Annotated in this window: 20 protein-coding genes; 17 read left to right on the top strand and 3 right to left on the bottom strand. The window is 40.5% G+C overall.

All coding sequences use genetic code 11. The features are described 5' to 3' along the window. Positions 1–224 precede the first annotated feature (224 nt). The 7 genes from H6G41_RS07920 (at position 225) to H6G41_RS07890 (ending at position 5,818) form a co-directional block, all read left to right on the top strand. Positions 225–695 (top strand): hypothetical protein, encoded by a 471-nt coding sequence (locus tag H6G41_RS07920; RefSeq protein WP_190745244.1) that lies wholly within the window; start codon positions 225–227, stop codon positions 693–695. A gap of 478 nt (positions 696–1,173) precedes the next feature. Beyond that, positions 1,174–1,356, top strand: coding sequence for a CsbD family protein (locus H6G41_RS07915; protein WP_190745243.1), 183 nt, complete (start codon positions 1,174–1,176; stop codon positions 1,354–1,356). Positions 1,357–1,588: 232 nt separating this feature from the next. Next, entirely contained in the window at positions 1,589–2,029 is a 441-nt protein-coding gene (locus tag H6G41_RS07910) for a hypothetical protein (RefSeq protein WP_190745241.1), read from the top strand. Between the two features lie 73 nt (positions 2,030–2,102). Then, positions 2,103–2,624, top strand: coding sequence for a hypothetical protein (locus tag H6G41_RS07905; protein WP_190745239.1), 522 nt, complete (start codon positions 2,103–2,105; stop codon positions 2,622–2,624). A 609-nt stretch (positions 2,625–3,233) separates the two neighbouring features. Next, positions 3,234–4,040 carry a PEP-CTERM sorting domain-containing protein gene (locus tag H6G41_RS07900; protein ID WP_190745237.1) on the top strand — a complete coding sequence of 269 codons (807 nt, stop codon included), beginning with the start codon at positions 3,234–3,236 and terminating at the stop codon, positions 4,038–4,040. 670 nt (positions 4,041–4,710) lie between these two features. Then, positions 4,711–4,929 carry a hypothetical protein gene (locus H6G41_RS07895; protein WP_190745235.1) on the top strand — a complete coding sequence of 73 codons (219 nt, stop codon included), beginning with the start codon at positions 4,711–4,713 and terminating at the stop codon, positions 4,927–4,929. 163 nt (positions 4,930–5,092) lie between these two features. After that, entirely contained in the window at positions 5,093–5,818 is a 726-nt protein-coding gene (locus H6G41_RS07890; RefSeq protein WP_190745233.1) for an HpsJ family protein, read from the top strand. A gap of 114 nt (positions 5,819–5,932) precedes the next feature. Here the strand turns inward: H6G41_RS07890 and rpe are convergent, their stop codons facing one another. Continuing rightward, the gene (gene rpe, locus H6G41_RS07885; protein ID WP_096646755.1) at positions 5,933–6,640 is read right to left on the bottom strand and encodes a ribulose-phosphate 3-epimerase; all 708 of its coding nucleotides are present in this window, start codon (positions 6,638–6,640) and stop codon (positions 5,933–5,935) included. 174 nt (positions 6,641–6,814) lie between these two features. Here rpe and H6G41_RS07880 point away from each other — a divergent pair, with 174 nt between their 5' ends. Both H6G41_RS07880 and H6G41_RS07875 read left to right on the top strand, forming a co-directional pair. Next, the gene (locus H6G41_RS07880) at positions 6,815–8,410 is read left to right on the top strand and encodes a S8 family serine peptidase (protein ID WP_190745231.1); all 1,596 of its coding nucleotides are present in this window, start codon (positions 6,815–6,817) and stop codon (positions 8,408–8,410) included. A gap of 365 nt (positions 8,411–8,775) precedes the next feature. Next, positions 8,776–10,104: a serpin family protein gene (locus H6G41_RS07875; protein ID WP_190745229.1), complete on the top strand. Its 1,329-nt coding sequence runs from the start codon at positions 8,776–8,778 to the stop codon at positions 10,102–10,104. A gap of 89 nt (positions 10,105–10,193) precedes the next feature. On the opposite strand, the gene H6G41_RS07870 is transcribed toward H6G41_RS07875, so the two are convergent. Beyond that, a complete protein-coding gene (locus H6G41_RS07870) occupies positions 10,194–11,363 on the bottom strand; it encodes an AI-2E family transporter (RefSeq protein ID WP_190745227.1) in 1,170 nt (389 codons plus the stop codon). 261 nt (positions 11,364–11,624) lie between these two features. On the opposite strand from H6G41_RS07870, the gene H6G41_RS07865 reads away from it, so the two are divergent. After that, positions 11,625–11,984: a hypothetical protein gene (locus H6G41_RS07865; protein ID WP_374939411.1), complete on the top strand. Its 360-nt coding sequence runs from the start codon at positions 11,625–11,627 to the stop codon at positions 11,982–11,984. 283 nt (positions 11,985–12,267) lie between these two features. Beyond that, complete coding sequence (locus tag H6G41_RS07860) at positions 12,268–13,692, top strand: LCP family protein (protein WP_190745225.1); 1,425 nt, start codon at positions 12,268–12,270, stop codon at positions 13,690–13,692. 256 nt (positions 13,693–13,948) lie between these two features. On the opposite strand, the gene H6G41_RS07855 is transcribed toward H6G41_RS07860, so the two are convergent. After that, positions 13,949–14,101, bottom strand: a complete 153-nt coding sequence (locus H6G41_RS07855) for a hypothetical protein (protein ID WP_190745223.1) — start codon at positions 14,099–14,101, stop codon at positions 13,949–13,951. Positions 14,102–14,552: 451 nt separating this feature from the next. Here H6G41_RS07855 and H6G41_RS07850 point away from each other — a divergent pair, with 451 nt between their 5' ends. The 6 genes from H6G41_RS07850 (at position 14,553) to H6G41_RS07825 (ending at position 19,869) form a co-directional block, all read left to right on the top strand. After that, positions 14,553–15,962, top strand: a complete 1,410-nt coding sequence (locus tag H6G41_RS07850) for a nicotinate phosphoribosyltransferase (protein WP_190745221.1) — start codon at positions 14,553–14,555, stop codon at positions 15,960–15,962. A gap of 1 nt (position 15,963) precedes the next feature. Beyond that, the gene (locus H6G41_RS07845; protein WP_190745219.1) at positions 15,964–16,566 is read left to right on the top strand and encodes a nicotinate-nucleotide adenylyltransferase; all 603 of its coding nucleotides are present in this window, start codon (positions 15,964–15,966) and stop codon (positions 16,564–16,566) included. Continuing rightward, positions 16,527–17,273 carry an NUDIX domain-containing protein gene (locus H6G41_RS07840; protein ID WP_190745218.1) on the top strand — a complete coding sequence of 249 codons (747 nt, stop codon included), beginning with the start codon at positions 16,527–16,529 and terminating at the stop codon, positions 17,271–17,273. Before H6G41_RS07845 ends, H6G41_RS07840 begins: the two co-directional genes overlap by 40 nt. Positions 17,274–17,428: 155 nt before the next feature. After that, positions 17,429–19,168: an NAD+ synthase gene (locus H6G41_RS07835; RefSeq protein ID WP_190745412.1), complete on the top strand. Its 1,740-nt coding sequence runs from the start codon at positions 17,429–17,431 to the stop codon at positions 19,166–19,168. A gap of 232 nt (positions 19,169–19,400) precedes the next feature. Continuing rightward, entirely contained in the window at positions 19,401–19,667 is a 267-nt protein-coding gene (locus H6G41_RS07830) for a type II toxin-antitoxin system HicA family toxin (protein ID WP_190745215.1), read from the top strand. Further along, positions 19,651–19,869: a type II toxin-antitoxin system HicB family antitoxin gene (locus H6G41_RS07825; RefSeq protein WP_190745213.1), complete on the top strand. Its 219-nt coding sequence runs from the start codon at positions 19,651–19,653 to the stop codon at positions 19,867–19,869. Before H6G41_RS07830 ends, H6G41_RS07825 begins: the two co-directional genes overlap by 17 nt. Positions 19,870–20,093 lie beyond the last annotated feature (224 nt).

The raw sequence follows: 20,093 nt of genomic DNA, 5'->3' as shown, positions 1-20,093 counted from the left end.
AGCGATCTCACCACGCACTCGTAGCAGGATATCGGTGAAGCTTATCATTAGCAATAGCAATCTTTATTTATAAAATTTTACTGATTGCATTTACTTATGTGTACATTTTGCAGATAATTATACCTATCTCAGGTTTTTTAAGGTTAAACTCTCAATATATACAAAAAAATTCACGTCAGTTTAATTATTGTAAAAACCAGTTAACAAATCGGAGGGGTTAAGTTATGAGCATTAGTAGCACTGGCAAAGCTGTCAGTCCGCGACAAAAGCGTGCCAAGCTCAAAGGAGAAAGTACAGTGGAAGTAGAAAATAATCAGGGCAATAGCTTGAATAAAGATAAAGTAGAAGCAGGTAAAGAACAACCAGTGCAAGATCAAGCACAAGGAACACTTGCAATCTCTGGAATCCGTCCTATAGGCGCTAGCGACTTAGAAGTTGCTGAAAAACTCTCTATCGCTGGAGTACGTCCAGTTAGCACCAGTACTTTAGAAGTCGTTGAAACCTATAATGCAATGGGTATTCGTCCAATTGGTGCTAATACATTCCAAGTTGTGGAAAGTATCAATCTCTCTGGTATTCGCCCAATTAGCTCAAGTTCGTTGGTAATTTCTGACAGCTATTCAGTATTCGGTAATCGTCCAATGGCATCTAATGAGATTGATGATTCTGATGGTTTGATGGGTTTTCTCGATTAAACACAAAAATATTTTTCTAAATTGATCAACCCGTTTCTAGAAAGAATCGGGTTGATTTTTTATATTTAATAATTTTTAGTTAAAGATTACCCGCATTTCTTGCAAGTAATAAGCTTGGTTTAAGTCATATATTCGTGAATAATTACAGCATATATGTGAAACAGCCCATTCAATTTATGAACAAGAAAAATTTTAAAATTAGAAACAATTATTGATAAATTTAAGATTAGATATCTTCTATAAATAGCACAATTTTTTAAATAAAAATAGCAAGACAGATATCTATTTTACTGTATAAATCAATAAAAACTCTACTTGTTACTTTATCTTCTCTCTCTATTAGCAGAGGTAATTAATATACCTTGTGACAGAAGGCTAAAGTAAAAACTTTAAGCTACTTTGTAGAAGTAATCACAAAAAGTTTCGCAGTTGATTTACAACTTTGAAACCCAGGAAATATTAAAACAAGGAGTAGAATATGAGCATAGAAGATCGTGCAAAAGCCACAGGCAAGAATATTGAAGGTAAAGCCCAAGAAGCTTTAGGTAACATCACAGGCGATCCAGAAGATAAAGCTGAAGGCAAAGCAAAACAATCTGAAAGTGAAGTACGTCACGGTATTGAAGACGTAAAAGACAACGTCAAGAAAAAAATTGACTAGGGTCAAGCCAATCTCTTTTGACTAAAATCTTGGCTAATTAACAATCAGTTTGTACCTCTATTATTCTCTCTACCTCAAGGGAGATAGTAGAGGTATTGCCGCCTCTCTTTAGCAAGTTTTTTGGATTTGATAATCCAATATTTTTATAAAGAAAGGTAGAAAACATAAACTTAAATAGCGCAATTAAACAAGCTATTTAATTATTATTTCCTGTTTTTTTAGGAGGTGAAAAATGATTCTGCTTCAGCAGAGTCGCAAAATCTTGATGTCCGCCATCTTGATTTTGGTTTTGACAATTACCACTGCCTGCGGTGGTAGCAATGTAGCACAAGTTGAGCGCCCAAGCAATGCCCCAGCAATTGGTCGAGATGTAACCTATACACAATTGGAACGGGGTAATACTTCCTCAGGACAAAGCTTTGGTAACTGGGTTGTACAAACATCTAAAGGGTTAATTAAAGATGCCTATGTCCGCGATAACAACAAACTAGGCATTGTAATTTCCCAACAGGTGCGTCCTAATGAAGTGCGACCCTTAGCAAAATCTTTAGTAGAAGGATTTCGGAAGAATTTCCCCAATCAAGACTTAACAGTGTTGGTTTATGCTCCTGACAAGAAGCTGATTTTAACTGCTAAGTACGATACTCAAACTAGCCAAATTCAGTACACCTAATTGCTGAGTTGATGAGAAAATTCCCAGAATATTCAGGTGATGAAAAAATGAACCTGAAAAGGAGAGAACCAAAGTGACAAGCAGCGAACAATACAAGCGTGAAATTATGAGAGATTTGGCACAGGGAAATGTCGAATCTTTAGATGATGTCACCACAGATCCCAGCACCGAATACGAAAACTTTGACGATTTTGCTCAACGCACCACAACAGATCAACGTCGTCAGTTATTTGGTCGGTCTTTACATCCAGAGAGAATTCCCCCCAGCCAAATGGAGCCGGAATTACAACAGGCGATCGCTCAAATCAAACCCAACGAACGGGATGATGTCGCTCGCGCCTTTTTCAAACATTTGAAAGAAAGAGGATTAGATGAGCGTCAGCTAAAACAACAACTAGGCCTTTCAACTCATCACGCCAGCCGAATGAACGCTGATGATGTCAGCAAGCTCGCATCCTTCGTCTATCACAACCACCCCGATATTTTCCGTGAGGTATTAGCAGAGCAACCAGGTATTATTAAGTTTCTCAGCAATCCAGTGGTTGCAGGTATTATTGGTATCGCCGCTGCTAAGTGGTTAGGTAGACACAAGTAAGTACTAATTTCTCAATTGCATATCAATACATACTTATAGCGAGGTGGGTATTACCCACCTTTTTTTGCCTTAAAGTAAGTTTACGTCAAAAATTTCCTACCATGAAAGTAAATTTCCGGAGAAATTGCCCTAAGTTTAAGTAAATTTTATATCTAGCTATTTAAGTTAACCAGTTCTTAACCTTTACGTATTCAGGCTTGTCATATTTTTGCTAAAAAACTTACCATAAAGTTTTCATGAACTCGGCTGTAAGTAGTTGATTTTACTGAATTTTTTATATTAAAAAATACTCAATCCTGGTGAAATGTAGAAGTTCGGTTTGACTGCTCAAAAAGTTGCGTATACATCGAATAGCCTGATTTAGAGGTTGTCTGAAAAGCGCTGGGCTGTGATTTTAGGTAATTATTAACATCCTTTATAAATTGGCGAAAATTAAGGTTTTCTTTTCCCTTAGGAAAAGAAGATTTTGCTACCGGTAAGAAGAATTATCATCTATCTTCTTACTACCTCAAGCTAATTGAATACTTGGGTAAAACGTTGTGCAATACTACCAAATTTTACTGTGGATACATTTAGTATCCTACTCAATTGTTAATGAGCACAAGTGTAATGACTAGATTTAAAATCCGCAAAAAATTGTGGAAAGTAGCAACATTAACTGTTATTAGTTGTGCAACTTTCCCCGCAACAAATTCAGCACAAGCTGCAAGTTTCACTCTCACATCTCCTACAACTAAAGGAGTTCTTCCCACGGAAATTACTTCAGTAGGTGGGGTGGTTTTAGATATTGTGGGACAGAATAATACAAGGGTAACTAGCCAATTGGGAGCGAGTCAGTTATTCAAAGGTTATTATGATGATGGCGCTCCAAATGACTATCTAGATAATCCTGGTACTATCGGTATCGATAGCAATTTTACCCAGAAAATTATCAATGCACTTGGGGGTGGTATCAAAGAACTGGCTGTTCGTTTTACCCTTGATGATGGTGACTCAGGGATAGAAGATAAAGATGCGGGAAAAGATAATACACTGCTGGTAAATAACATCGCATTTGGCTATTGGGGCGAAGTTGACACTAAAAGTACTGATGCTAAAGGAAATGAAATTGGTACTGGTTTTGGTAAGGGTTTCCGTAGTGAAACTCTAGATACAGGCTGGTTCTATGTTAATGATGCATCCACTCTAAGTGATTTTTATACTAGCCTTGTAAATACCCAAAAAGTTGTTTACCAACTGCATGATGAAGACCCTTATGACAACTATTACGGATTTAAAAAGGGAATTAACAAAACTATCATTAAAGTTACTCCACCTGAATCTGTACCCGAACCTTTGACTATTTTTGGTACATTGACAGCTGGCGCTTTTGGTGTAGCTTTGCGTCGCCAACAAAAACAGCAACAAAAGCAGTAGTAAAAAACTCTAACTAATACATAGTTGCATGTAATCACATATGTAATGGGTTTTGGGAATTTAACTTTTTAAGTCTAAAATTTCCACCCATACATTTTTTTAGCGACAAAACAATTAATACTTAAAAACAAATTAAATATCAGTATAAATAAATACTTAGTGCTGCTAAATAGAATTTTATGCAAATTTTATATAAATTTATATAAAATTCATCCAAAATACATACTGTTTTTTGGGTTATAAACCTTGTATAAAGAGACTTTAGGTGGAATTTTAAGTGTATTTATAAAAACAAAAGAAATTAAAGATTGTATTAACATTCATCAATATTCTTGATTACAAATACGGAAGTGCGTAAGAATAAATACGTATAATTAAGGATACATACGTAAAATAATTATTACGACCAAGATAAAACAAAGATTAAGTACTTCACTAATTCTTATCGATGGCTGTATCCTCAAGAAACAGAATGATATTTTATCAGGGCGTTGAGAAGATAAAACTGTTATTTGTGAGTAAAGACTGTCATTAGCTTTTATACTTTTGCTTAGTGGCGATGTCTACGACGGGCTATGCCTACGCAGTGCTGATTTTGGTGTCATGCTACCTGTTCCTGCCCTTGTAGTAGGAATGAACTAATTTATGATGTTGCGGAGTTTTAAAGGTGATGACTCTGTGGAAAGAACTGCGAATATTGTTTTTGGCTTTAACCTTAGGTGGCGTCCTCTTCGTTTTGGTGAAGGTTTTCATGACGACAACTATCAATAAGCCAAAACCAGAACAGTCTCAGCGCGAATCTCGTAATGTTGCGTTGTGTCAAGACCACATATGCATAGCCTTACACTCTGATACAAACGATAATGCTTTTCCGCCTAGCTACAGCTAGGTGAATAGAGAGGTAAGAACTAAACAATGGTTGCAAATAAAAAGGTATGGTTTGTCTATTTCTCTAACTAAAACTTGTCATGAGAAGTAATAGTGGCAAAGCCTGAATAAAAAACCTTGGCTTCTCCTCATTTGGTATCTTTCTTTTTTACTGTGCTAGAAACATGACTAAATCAAGTAGTGATAAATTCATTCCCGCGTTAGTACAAGAGTTGCAGGAATTCGCTTTTAGCCAAACAGGCTCAACAAGAATTTTGCGAATGCTAGGCTACGGCTTACTACTATTGGCATTGTTCGATGTTATTGAGATGTTGGTTCCACCAAACTTTATGAATCCGGCTTGGGAGTTTCAAACCTTCGGCTCGCTGGTAGAACGAGTACCTGTACCTTTAATTGGCTTCGCGCTGATATTTTATGGAGAAATGCATTCCCGCAACAAATGGGAATTCTTCAGTCTGAAGCTTTTCTCTTGGTTAACTTTATTGTTGGCAGTAATCTTTTTATTACTGGTACCTTTGGGAATTGGTAACACAGTTCGTCTCAATAAACAAAGTGCAGCACAAATTACTAATGTATCTAAACAACAAATATCCCAAGCGGAACAAGTAGAACAGCAGCTCAGCCAAGCTACACCAGAACAAATAAATAACTTTTTAAGAGGACAAGGTCGCTCATTAGATGGTAGAAGTCCTCAGGAAGTAAAATCACAAATCTTGTCGGAAGTTACTAAAGCCAAATCACAAATTAAAAACCAAGCAAAAGCTACTGAATCTTCTCAGCGTCTAAGCTTACTCAAAAATTCTGTGAAATGGAACTTGGGTGCTTTAGTTTCCGCAGCTTTATTTTTTAGTTTTTGGAAAGCAACTCAATGGGCCAGAATTGGTAGATGATTTGCCATAAAAAATTCATCATCGCTTAAATCATAAAAAAGTAGGGTGGGCAATGCTGTCCACCCTATCACTATTTTTATGGTCTAGTTAATTTCATATTTAATCCTATTTGGATTAAACCTTAGCTAGTTCTGGAGATGGACGCTTGCTGTTACGAATTGCTGTAATTGCTTCAGCATAATCTGGAGCGTTAAATACAGCGGAACCAGCAACAATTGCATTAGCGCCAGCTTCTAAAACTTGCCAAGTATTATTAGCTTTGAGTCCGCCATCTACTTCAATCCAAGGATCAAGTCCACGTTCATCACACATTTGACGTAGCTGACGGATTTTGGGTACTACACCGGGAATAAAACTTTGACCACCAAAACCAGGGTTGACGCTCATAATTAGGATTAAATCGCAGAGTTCCAATACATACTCAATAAATTCCAAAGGTGTGGAAGGATTGAGTACAACTCCTGCTTTTTTGCCCAGTTCTTTGATTTGTCCAAGGGTACGGTGTAGGTGGGGTGAAGCGTTATGTTCAGCATGTACGGAGATAATATCAGCACCTGCTTTTGCGAAGCCCTCTACATACTTTTCTGGCTCCACAATCATTAAGTGGACATCTAATGGCTTTGTGGTCACCGGACGAATCGCCTCCACCACTAGAGGGCCTATCGTAATATTAGGTACAAAACGACCGTCCATTACATCAACGTGAATCCAATCTGCTCCAGCTGCATCTACAGCACGAATTTCGTCACCCAGACGACTAAAATCGGCTGATAGGATAGATGGAGAGATAACAATGGGCTTTTGAGATAGGTTTTGGGTCATGGCTAGTGGGTTTTGAAGCATCCTCGTCTGTAAGCATTGTAACAAAATATTTAGCGATCGCTCATAAATTTGCTCCCAGGTTTATGGGAAGGAGGACAAGGGTAGGGGGTAGGGGAGATAAATTATTGGCAAATGACAAATGAGAACTGACTATTGACTATTGACAACTGACAAATGACTAAAAAACTAACTTGGCTATTTTTGGGACTGGGTGCTTCTTGTTTGAGTGCGCCAGTAGTGGCTTCTGTTTTCCAAACTTCTTTAGGAACCAATGGTATTGATGCGCTGAGGCTACACCAAGCTCCTTATAATTTAAGCGGTCGAAAAATTGCTATTGGTCAGGTCGAAATTGGTCGTCCGGGAATGTTCGGCTGGGATAAAGCGGTATCTAAAAATCGTGCTATCTCCTTAGCTGGGGTTTTCTTACGTAATGGCCCGGCTAAATCAAATAGTGGTGTTGACCCCCATGCTTATAATGTTGCTGGTGTGATGGTCAGTAAAGATAAAGCTTGGCCGGGAGTTTCTCCACAAGCACGACTTTATTCTTCGGCTGTTGGTTCGACCAAAAATATGGGTCAACCAGAAGAGTGTTTATCGGCACAACACGTTGCTTTACAAAATGCAGGGGATGTTCGCGCCATCAATTTTAGCTTTGGCGAACCTCTCAACCGCGATCCACGCCCAGAAGCTATTTTAGATGGTAATGCTTTACTGACTATGTGTATTGACTGGTCGAGTCGTGTTCATGATGTCGTGTATGCGATCGCAGGCAACCAGGGTAAAGGCGGTATTCCTATTCCTACAGATAATTTTAATGCAATCAACGTGGCTTTTTCATCCCGTCGCGAAGGGATTTTTAACAAAGTAGACGTTTCTAATCTGGCTGGTGCTTACCAAGGAGTTAGCGGTAGGCTAGCGGGGAAGGAATTTAATATTGGTGGGCGGCGGGCTATCGGTTTAGTTGCACCTGGTAATAATATTGTCACGCTGAATCCCGATGGCAAAGTCAATAAAGTTACAGGTACCAGTTTTGCGGCACCTCACCTTACCGCTACTGTGGCTTTGTTGCAGGAATTTGGCGATCGTCAATTGCGGACAAAACAGCCTAACTGGAGTATCAATTCTCGCCATCATCAGGTGATGAAAGCTGTATTACTCAATTCCGCAGAAAAGGTCAAAGATAGCGGTGATGGCTTGCGGCTAGGAATGACCAGAACAATCATTGATAAACAAAACCAAGACTGGCTGGCTTCTGATGCCTATCAAGATGACAAAATTCCCTTAGATGCCCAAATGGGAACAGGTCATTTGAATGCATTTAGAGCTTATCAACAATTTAGCGCAGGTCAATGGTTACCAACCAATCCTGTGCCTGCGCTTGGTTGGGATTACCGCACAGTAGATATGCTTGCTCCTGTAGAATACGTGCTAGCGCAACCCTTAAAACAAGGCAGTTTTGTAGCGATTACTTTAGCTTGGGATAGGTTGGTAGAACTCAACGATCGCAATAAAAATGAGCTTTATGATATTGGCGATAATTTTCGCGATCGCGGTTTGAATAATCTTGACCTATATCTAGTCAAAGCTGATGCGCAAAATCCAAATGCTGGCACTGTTTGCTCGTCCATCAGCCAAATTGATAGCGTAGAACACATTTTCTGTCCCATCCCTACTGATGGAAATTACAAAATTCGCGTCCAGATGCGTCAACAAGTTAACGAACCCAATCAAACCTATGGGTTAGCTTGGTGGACTGTATCTAAAAAGTAGGCTGGTAGCAAAGCCTCGGCTTCTCTTCTCCCAAGAGGAGAAGAGGGTTCCCATTCCCCGTCGTAGGCTTTACGCTCGGCGCACGGTAGAGGAAGCCAACTAACAACTAACAACTGACTATTAACTATTGACCAATTTGTAACCTCAAATACTATTATTCAAAACTCAGTAAATTCTTGATTGCTGCCTGAATTAATAAATAGTAGCTGAAATAACTTTTCCTCAATTTAGGAAATTATTTACTGTTACCAAAACTGTAACCGCCAAATTCTGCTGCTGCTGAAATGCCATAGTTAACAATTAATAGGTCATAAGCATTCAACTTGAAAGACGACGAAAAAATCTATGGCGAGTGAGGTGGCAGAATGAATCGGCAGAAATTTAGTGGTGTGAAAGAGAATTTCTTACAAAGACGTTACGGTGTTCGATTAGGAAGACGTTACGTGCTGGCGGCAGCTGGCGTTGTACTTTTGAGTGTGTTGGGCTGTTCCCAGGTTAATGGCGATAAGAGTGCCCTGGCTCAATCTCCTTTGCCCAATTCAGAATCTGTTCTGCCAAAAAAAACAGCCAATCCTGATACAAAATTAGTTAAAGCTAATAATAAATTTAGCTTTAAATTATTTTCAGAAGTCCTGAAAAATGAAAGCGGAGAAAAGAACGTTTTTCTTTCTCCTTCAAGTGTGGCGATCGCCTTAGCCATGACCTACAACGGAGCTAGCGGTTCTACGCAACAAGCGATGGCGAAAACCCTAGAATTACAGGGAATGAATTTGTCCGAAATTAATTCAGCTTACGCAGAACTGAAACAGCTATTAGAAAATCCTAATAGCGATGTCAGACTGAATATTGCCAACTCGCTGTGGGCGAATAAAGATGCTAGCTTCCAGTCAGATTTTATTCAGAAAAACAAGGCTTACTATAAAGCCCAGGTAACTAACTTAAATTTTCAAGATGCAGCAGCACCAGATATTATCAATAATTGGGTTAAGGATAATACTCAAGGAAAAATCAATAAAATAGTTGATAATATCGATCCAAATCAGATGTTATTTCTGATTAATGCCATATATTTTAAAGGTAAATGGAGCAACGAATTTGATAAAAATCAAACTACTACATTGCCCTTCAACTTAGCATCTGGTAAACAAAAAAATCATCCCATGATGTCGCAAGATGGCGACTACAAATATCAAGAGAATGGGCAGTTTCAGGCAGTAAGTTTACCTTATGGTAAAGATGGTAAATTCAGCCTGTATATCTTTTTACCTAAACAAAACTCAAGCTTAAAAGCTTTTTATCAAAACTTAAATGCTGAGAACTGGGAACAATGGATGACTCAGTTTCGCAAGCGGGAAGGCTCGATTCGCTTACCTCGGTTTAAAGCAGACTATGAAGTTACCCTCAACGATGCACTCAAAGCTTTAGGCATGGGAGAGGCTTTTACCGACAAAGCAAATTTCTCGGGAATTGGTAAAAACCTGACTATTAGCCAGGTGAAACATAAAACATTTGTCGAAGTTAATGAAGAAGGAACTGAAGCTGCAGCATCAACTTCAGTCTCAATAGTGGCAACATCTGCCATGCAAAAACCAGAACCATTCAAAATGATTGTTGACCGTCCCTTCTTTTGCGCTATTCGGGATAATCAAACAGGTAGCGTTTTGTTTATGGGTTCAATCATGGAACCACAATAGGGCATGGAGCATTGGGCATTGGGCATGGGGCATTGGGCATTAAGTATTTATTTACCCCCTCTGCTTCCTCTGCACCCCTGCTCCACAGTTTAGGGTAATGTAGCTTCTGATACACTTAGGGGATTATTCGCTTCAACTTTTGGGGAGACTTCGGGTGTAGTTATTTCACTGGAATTGGTGTACTCATTAGGATCGCTACTCAGTGAGGCTGGACGAATAACACTGATAGCGGTTTTAATCACTACAGCGGTAGGTACTGCCACAATTACACCGAGAAGTCCACCAATTCTCGCCCCTGTTAAAACGGAAATCACTACCAAAGCTGGGTTTAAACCTGTAAAACTGCCTAAAATCCGAGGAGCAATTAAGTTTTCGAGAATTTGCTGGACGATGACTGCGGCCATCAAAACTCGTGCACCCATCCAAAAATCTTGCAGTGATACTAATAAGGTAGTCAAGGCTATACCTACAGAACCCCCAAAGGGAACGAGAGCCATGATACCAATAGTTAAGCCAAATAATAGACCAAATGGCACTTTCAACCACAAAAACGTGGGAATTAGGGCTGATGCCATGCAGGTAGATAAAATCAGCTGGGTGATAAAGAAATTTTGAAAGCTCAGGCGTACTGTTTGGGAGAAAGGCTCGCGAACTTTTGAGGGTAGCCACTCTACCAAACTTTGCCAGAGTTCACCACCATGCTGTAAAAGATAGAAAGTCAAAATCATCGTTAAGACGAAGTCTAGCAAGCTAGTGACTGTGACTACTGCTAGATTTAGCACTTGTCCGGCGATCGCTTGCAATTGCCCCTTGACGCGATCGTTAATTTGCACGACTAGGGCATCAAGATTAAGGGGTAAACCAAGAACCTCTGCTTTTTCGTTTAACCTCATTAACTGGGAACGTCCAGAGTCAATCAATTCTGGGATACGAGCCACTAGTTGCTGAGCTTGGGTAAGGGCTAAGGGAAATAGGGTAACACCCAAGGCTAATAAAATTGATAAAGCCAAAAGAAATACTAAAATAGCAACCGGCTCTCGCCTCAAACCGTGACGCTCCATCCAGCTAACGGGGTAGTTGAGCAGAAAAGCTAGCACTGAGGCTCCGACTAAAATGACTATTAGGGAGTGAAAATAATTAAAAATCGATGAAATGGCCCAACCATTGAGCACTAACAGCGGAATGAATAACGCGATCGCTCCGATCCGCGCTATGGGCGTTAGTGTTTCCCACCAGTCTAGTAGCTTGCGTGTCTGCATCTTTAGCTGATTACAGGATAGAACTAAATAAAATCCTTCTTTACAGCTTATTATCTCTAACTACATAACTCTTATTCATCCTCCTAGTTTAGGATTAGGATCACTAAAATGGAAAATTTTCCCCGAAATCACAATTTACCTGCATCTGAGACTGAGGATTGGGGACAAGGGAGACAAACGGGACAAAGGGAAGGGAGACAAGGGAAACAACAACAAGAAAATATAAACGATCAATTCCCAATGCCCAATGCCCCATGCCCAATGCCCAATACCCATGAAACCCCCAAAACCCAGTTGCTTGTGTACTTTATTCCCGTGATTGGCGTTTTCCCATCCCTGTGGACTCTCTACCGCCGTCAGGAAAATCGGGAACAAATAGCTGCTAGCAGGCTGTCTATTACTTTGGCATTTACCTGGTTTCTGGCATACTTCTTATTAGCAACCGGGGCTGAAACTTCAGAATTTTTGGGACTGCGCTTGTTAATCCTCAATAGTTTTCTCACTTCCGGTTATTTTTTGGTGAGTGTCTGGCTGATGCTTCGGGTCATTCAAAGAAAGTCTCACCGTTTACCGGGGTTTAGCCGTTTTGCTGAGCGAGTCTTGGGCAAATATTTATCTTAAATTTTTAGGTAATAATTAGGTCAGTAGTTTTACTTAATTTTTTCGCTAATTAAAGATTATATCATCAGGGATCTGGTCAAATTCCTTTATTGTTGTCATACTGCAATAACACATCATCTAATTTGCCCTTAAAAAACAAAAAAGACTGCTATAAGTGTTGTGGTTAACACAGCAATGAGCAAGTTAGCACTAATAATTAAGATTAGCTATTATGGTTTGATTTGTCTGCATATTTATTAGTCTCTCAATGTACCGAATTTGATCAGTAAGTGTGAGGATGTCTGTGACCATTCAAAGAACTTCGGCGGAAGAAAACCAGTCGGGAAACGTTGCTAACAACAGCAAAAAAAAGCCCCAAAACTCTAAGACTGGGCGTTGGTTGTGGTTTTGGGTCGGAATGAGCGGAATTGCAATGGTTTCAGCCACAGCAGGGGCGCTGTTGGCAGTTTCTTTGACGAGTACGCCTTTGCAACAAGCCCAGCTAAGCCCCCAAGAAGAAGCAGTCTTCGATGGCGATCGCATTTCCGGAAGTGGGTTGAAATTTTCCCAGTTAACTCGTCCTGTAAATATCTTAGTGATGGGGATGAGCGTACTACCACCAGATATTCAAAATCCTCCAGAGGAAACCAAAAATTTGGGTTACCACCCCCAGGTAAACTCCTTTGATGGGTTGGCTGATGTCATGCTCTTGATTAAGTTTGATCCAGAGACTAAAAAAATGACTATGCTTTCTATTCCTCGCGATACCCGCACGGAAATAGAAGGACATGGCGTGAAAAAAATTAATCATGCCAATATTGACGGCGGGCCGGCTTTAACTGCTAAAACCGTCAGCAATCTCTTAAATGGGGTAGCGATAGATCGCTATATTCGGATTAACGTTTTGGGAGTTGCTAAATTAATTGATGCTTTGGGTGGTGTTACAGTCTTCGTCCCCAAAGATATGAAATACCAAGATGATTCTCAGCATTTATATATCAATTTAAAAGCAGGTAAACAACATCTTAATGGCGATCAGACACTGCAATTATTAAGGTACCGCCGCGATGAATTAGGCGATATTGGGCGAATTCAACGCCAACAAATGGTGCTGCGTGCGCTGATGGATCAGTCACTCAACCCATCAACAGTGGCTCAATTACCAAAAGTGCTTGATGTCGTTAAAGAACACATTGATACTAATTTAAATGTTGAGGAATTAGTGGCGTTAGTGGGTTTTGGTGTCCGCACTAATCGCTCTAACATGCAGATGCTCATGGTACCGGGTCGCTTTAGCGAGAAAAATGAATATGACGCTAGCTATTGGTTACCAAGTAAACAGGGTATTTCCAAATTAATGGCGCAACACTTTGGTGTAGAATCACAACAAGCGCAAGAACAGCAAATAACTGAACCCGGTTCTTTACGCATAGCGATTCAAGATAGTACGGGTGGCGATTACAATACCTTGCGTCCTTTAATTAGAGCTTTGGAAAAGGCGGGATATCGCAATGTTTATGTCACAAAGCCTTGGACTGAACCTTTAGATGTCAGTAACATTGTGGCTCAACAAGGAGATGGTAATAGCGCTGGCTCAATTCGCGATCTTTTGGGATTTGGCGAAGTTCGCGTAGAAAGCACGGGTAATATCGGTTCTGATATTAGCATCCAACTAGGTAAGGATTGGTTACAACAAAAAGCGCTACTAGAAAAATCTACTCAGCCTTGAGTAGGACTATCTGCTCTCATTATGAATTAGCGATCGCTCTTGGACGATCAAGCTGCACTACTTAAATTAACATTGATTTTTGTTAAGCTCAGATTAAACTTCAGCAAAATTCAAATAGGGGATTTTGATTTTTAGGTTTTACATTCCCTCAGGATTGAACATACTTAATATTAGTATCCTCAAATAAACAGGCGTGGGTAAGAACCTCACGCCTTTAGTTTATTAATAGTAAAGTTGTCATTTCCGGCTAATCTCTTTACCAATAGTCCGCCATACCTTTTTTATAGGGATCGCCTGTAAAAGGTTGAACGCCAATTTCTGGATAAGCATCATCGTTAGGGCCAAAAATGCGCATTGCGGCTTCAGAAATAAACTGAGTAATGCTAGCAATGATTCTAGAAATAGACATAATGTTAGACTCCTATTTTCCGAGTCGCTTTCTTTGGTTATGTCTATACTTTAATTCTGATATTCTGCCTTTGCTTAAATTCTCAATATATCAACAATCTCTGCAATTATTTTTCAGATATGTTTGCAATACTTTAGCTTATTTGCTGTTGCTACTTATGTAATTAATTCTAATTGTAAACTAGCTTTTTGTTCCAGTCTTTGAGTCCCAATATTCTGCTAATTGTTGTAGAACTGTCATCTTTACATTTCATTATACTTCCAAAAGATAACTTTCGATATATTGCTCAAAAACTATTAATAAATATGAATTTAATAGCAATATTTAAATTAATTGGGTCGTAAAGCTTCAGTTTTGTGTAGATAAATTGAAGACAGTCTCCAAGGGTTGACAAGATTTATGGTAAAATCTACCATAAATATAACAAGCATTCTTGTAAGGACGCTCCGGCATGACCACTTTCCCGGACTTGGAAAGATATACAAATAATCAACCACAGCCAGAACTAAATTTAGCTGCGGTTGATTACAGCTTGCTGACTGACCTTTATCAACTAACAATGGCGGCTTGTTATGTAGGTGAAGGTGTAGAACAAAAACCAGCCAGCTTTGAGTTATTTGTGCGGCGGTTACCAGAGGGTTTTGGCTATTTAATTGCGATGGGGTTAGCCCAAGCCTTGGAATATTTGCAAAAATTGCGTTTTAGTGAATCTCAGATAGCAGCTTTGCAAAGAACGGGGATTTTTGCTCATGCAAGCGATCGCTTTTGGGCGTTGCTAGCTGATGGCTGTTTTACTGGCGATGTTTGGGCGGTACCGGAAGGAACAGCAGTATTTGCTAATCAGCCGATATTGCGGATTGAAGCTCCCCTTTGGCAAGCACAGTTAGTAGAAACCTATCTCTTAAATACAATTAATTATCAAACTTTAATTGCCACCAGAGCCGCCAGACTCAGGGATGTAGCGGGAGAACAAGCGACACTTTTAGAATTTGGTACCAGACGGGCATTTAGCCCCCAAGGCTCATTGTGGGCGGCGCGGGCGGCTTTAGCTGGTGGGTTGGATGCGACTTCTAATGTGTTAGCGGCGCTACAACTCGATCAACAACCAAGTGGTACGATGGCTCACGCCTTGGTGATGGCACTGTCAGCAATGGCAGGAACTGAAGAACAAGCTTTTACAGCTTTTCATCGGTATTTTCCGGGTGCGCCATTGTTAATTGATACTTATGATACCATCGCGGCGGCGGAACAATTAGCAACAAAAGTAAATTCCGGAGAAATTCATTTGACGGGAGTCAGATTAGATTCGGGAGATTTGGTGAATTTATCCAAAGCAGTGCGATCGCTCCTGCCGGATGTGACAATTTTTGCTAGCGGCGACTTAGACGAATGGGAAATTGCTCGCTTACAAGCCCAGGGTGCGCAAATTGATGGTTATGGCTTGGGTACAAAGCTAGTTACGGGTGCGCCTGTCAATGGTGTTTATAAACTTGTAGAAATTGATGGTATCCCAGTCATGAAAGAATCCCGTGACAAAGCTACCTATCCCGGACGCAAGCAAATATTTCGCTCCTTTGCTGGAGGGAAAATTCAAGTCGATAGATTAGGATTAGCCTCGGAAAATGCTGTAGGGGAAGAACCGCTACTGCAATTGGTAATGAAAGCTGGGAAGCAACTGCAACCATTTGAAACTATAGAGACAATTCGCCAGCGAACTGCCGCATCGGTTGCCAGTTTACCAGAAGAAACAAGGCAATTACAGCATCCTGTATCGGTGAATGTGGAAATTTCTGCAAAGTTGCAGGAGTTGACACAGAAGACGAAGAAACAAACCACAGAGGCGCAGAGGGCACAGAGTTAAGATGCAGAGAATTGCTTTGTTTGGAACTAGTGCAGATCCTCCAACTGCGGGACATCAGGCGATTTTGAGTTGGTTGTCGGAACGTTACGATCGCGTAGCGGTTTGGGCGGCGGATAATCCGTTTAAATCCCATCAAACTGCATTATTACATCGGGCGGCGATGTTGCGCTTGTTGATTGCGGATATCCCCACATCACGCCACAATATTGCTTTGGAACAAGAATTAAGTAGCTATCGCACCCTAGAAACCTTGGAAAAAGCCAAAGTTCGTTGGGGAGAAGATACCGACTATACCTTGGTAATTGGTTCCGACTTGCTCAATCAACTACCCCGCTGGTATCAAGTTGAAGATTTGTTGCGGCAAGTGCAATTATTAGTAGTGCCGCGACCGGGATATGCGATAGATGAGTCTAGTTTAGAGGGAGTGCAAAAGCTAGGCGGGAAAATTGCGATCGCCAGCTTAACTGGACTAGATATTTCTTCCACAGCTTACCGCGAACATGGAGATTCCCATGCCCTCACCCCCCCTGTAGTCGCCTATATTAATCGAGAGCATTTGTACAAATGCCAGGACGAAACCACAAAAAGTTTCCAACTCCGGTAAATCAACAACCTTTGGCTGATTTCAAGGTTGGCGTTGATAATGTAATTTTTTCTGTAGATACTGCCCAAAATCGACTGCTCGTGCTGTTGATTATGCGCCAGCAAGAGCCATTTTTAAATTGTTGGAGTCTTCCTGGTACTTTGGTGCGTCAAGGAGAATCTTTAGAAGATGCAGCCTATCGCATTATGGCTGAAAAAATTAGAGTAAATAATCTCTATTTAGAACAGTTATATACCTTTGGCGGCCCCCAGCGCGACCCCAGAGAAGCTAACGATAGTTACAACGTGCGTTATCTATCGGTAAGTTATTTTGCCCTCGTGCGGTTTGAAGAAGCAGAATTAATTGCTGATGGCGTCACGGGAATAGCTTGGTATCCAGTTAAACAATTGCCCCAATTAGCCTTTGACCATAATCAAATTTTGGCTTACGGACACAGGCGTTTGCGCAATAAATTGGAGTACAGCCCCGTGGCGTTTGAAGTATTACCAGAAATGTTTACGTTAAATGATTTATATCAGTTATACACCACAGTTTTAGGCGAAAACTTCTCCGATTATTCTAATTTTCGCTCGCGTCTACTCAAATTAGGTTTTTTGTGCGATACCGGAATTAAAGTATCCCGTGGTGCAGGCCGTCCCGCTAGTTTATATAAGTTTGACGCCGAAGCTTTTGCGCCATTTAAAGATAAGCCCTTGGTATTTATTTAATTAAAAAGTCAAGAGTCAAGAGTCAGTAGGGGCGGGTTTATTGAGAATTATCGTTGATCAGTGAGGATATTTGTGAACCCGCCCGTACAACAGTCAACATACAAATGACTATTGCCCAATGACCAATGCCCCATGCCCAATGCCCAATAAAAAATATGAAAATAGCGATCGCTCAACTCAATCCAAAAATTGGTGATTTAACCGCAAATGCGCAACAAATTCTCCAAGCTGCACAAAAAGCTGTAGCCTCTGGTGCGCGGTTATTATTAACGCCAGAATTGTCTTTGTGTGGTTATCCGCCTAGAGATTTATTGTTAAATCCTAGTTTTGTCGCAGCTATGGGTACTACCCTGAAAAAATTGGCGCGCGATTTACCACCGAATTTAGCTGTTTTGGTGGGGACAGTAGACGAAAATCTCAAAGTCCATACTACAGGTGGTAAACCTTTATTTAATAGTATCGCTTTGTTAATTGGCGGACAGGTAAAGCAAATTTTTCATAAACGGCTGTTACCTACTTATGATGTCTTTGATGAAAACCGCTATTTTGAACCAGGTTTACAAGCCAACTATTTCACCTTGGACGATCTGCATATTGGTGTGACTGTTTGCGAAGACTTATGGAATGATGAGGAATTTTGGGGTAAACGCACTTATGCAGTTAACCCGATCGCGGATTTAGCAATTTTAGGTGTAGATTTAATTGTGAATTTGTCCGCTTCTCCTTACAGTGTCGGTAAGCAGCAATTTAGAGAATTGATGCTCAAGCATAGTGCGGTGCGGTTTCAACAACCGATGATCTATGCTAACCAAGTTGGCGGTAATGATGACCTGATATTTGATGGTTGCAGTTTCGCTTTGAGTCGTCAAGGTGAAATTGTCTCTCGCGCCCGTGGCTTTGAAACTGATTTACTCGTGGTGGAATTTGATGAAAAACAACGAGATTTTAAGCCAGGGAAAGTAGCACATGTCTATGAGTCGTCAGACGAAGAAATTTACCAAGCTTTGGTTTTAGGCGTGCGCGACTATTCCAGGAAGTGTGGCTTCTCGAAAGTTGTACTCGGTTTAAGTGGGGGAATTGACTCTTCCTTAGTCGCCGCGATCGCAGTTGCCGCACTAGGTAAAGAAAATGTCTTCGGTGTACTGATGCCATCTCCCTACAGTTCCGAGCATTCTATCAGCGATGCCTTAGCTTTGGGTGAAAATTTAGGTATAAAAACGACCATTTTACCCATTGCCGAACCGATGCAAACCTTTGATAACTCCTTAGCAGAGTTATTTGCAGGGACGGAATTCGGTATCGCCGAAGAAAATCTGCAATCGCGGATTCGGGGTAACTTATTAATGGCGATCGCCAATAAATTTGGTTATCTTCTGTTATCCACTGGTAATAAATCGGAAATGGCGGTAGGTTACTGTACTTTATATGGTGATATGAATGGCGGGTTAGCAGTTATAGCTGACGTTCCCAAAACTCGTGTATATTCAATTTGCCATTGGTTAAATCGTCAGGGCGAAATCATTCCCCAAAATGTTCTCACCAAAGCACCCAGTGCAGAACTCAAACCGGGACAAGTCGATCAAGATTCGCTACCAGCTTACGAAATTTTAGACGATATTTTAGAGCGGCTGATTCACAAACACGAAGCCGCTGCCGAAATTGTTAGCGCCGGACACGATCCAGTGATTGTAGATCGCGTCATTCAAATGCTAGCCCGTGCCGAATTTAAACGCCGCCAAGCACCTCCCGGCTTAAAAATTACCGATCGCGCCTTTGGTACTGGTTGGCGAATGCCAATTGCTAGTAGCTGGGCGGCTTTAAAAAATACCTCCCCAGTCCAAACCAGCCCTACCCCCACATTAGTAGGCAAAGATCGCAAAGATGCCAATTTGTGAATTCAGTAAAAAACTGTTTTTGGTAGCCAATAAAACTTTGGCAAAACTCAGAATATCAGACAACAAGAAACCACAGATTAATGCAGATAAAAATTAATACCCAATGCCCAATGCCCACTTGCCCTGAGCGTAGCCGAAGGGATACCCCATTTTCAACTAAGACATGCTATAAACATCAAAACACTCTTAAATAAATAAGAGACTATAGAATCAGTAAAAGATTGTCAAACAAGTGAGTCAACCAGACCCGATATTAGCAAAAATCCTAGCGGGGACTGCTGATACAGCAATTCCTTTCGCTCAACTCTGGCAACTGTTAAACAGACTAGGCTTTGATGAGCAAATTCGTGGCGGACATTATATTTTTACCAAAAAAGGTATTGCAGAAATATTGAATCTCCAACACAAAAATGGAAAAGCTAAAGCCTATCAAGTAAAACTCGTGCGCTCAGTCATTCTTAAGTACCAGATAGGAATTAAACATGAAATTTCGGTATGAAATAATTCTTTACTGGAGCGAAGAAGACCAAGCGTTTATTGCCGAAGTTCCAGATTTACCCGGTTGCGTGGCTGATGGGGAAACCTATCAGCAAGCACTGCAATATTTAGAAGTTATCATGCAAGAATGGGTCGAAATTGCCCAAAAATTAAAACGTCCCATTCCCGAACCCAAACAACGTCCTGTAACCGCCTATAATTAGGAAAATTTCTGGCAATCTACTGTTAGGGTGGGCCGTGCCCACCATTACTGAGAATATTACCTAAAATTAGCTGCTAGTAGTTATTTAATCCTGTTTTAAAAACATATTTATCAATAGTATGCAGTTACTCGCCTGTTAACCGAGCCAAATACACAGAATTCTAGTAATCTAAGTTAATTAGCGTGTATCTTACTCGCAAGTGAGTGGTATGTTGAATACACCAT

The organism is Tolypothrix sp. FACHB-123, from assembly GCF_014697075.1.
In the GTDB taxonomy this organism is placed as follows: domain Bacteria; phylum Cyanobacteriota; class Cyanobacteriia; order Cyanobacteriales; family Nostocaceae; genus Aulosira.
This window is presented reverse-complemented; position numbering and strand designations above follow the sequence as displayed.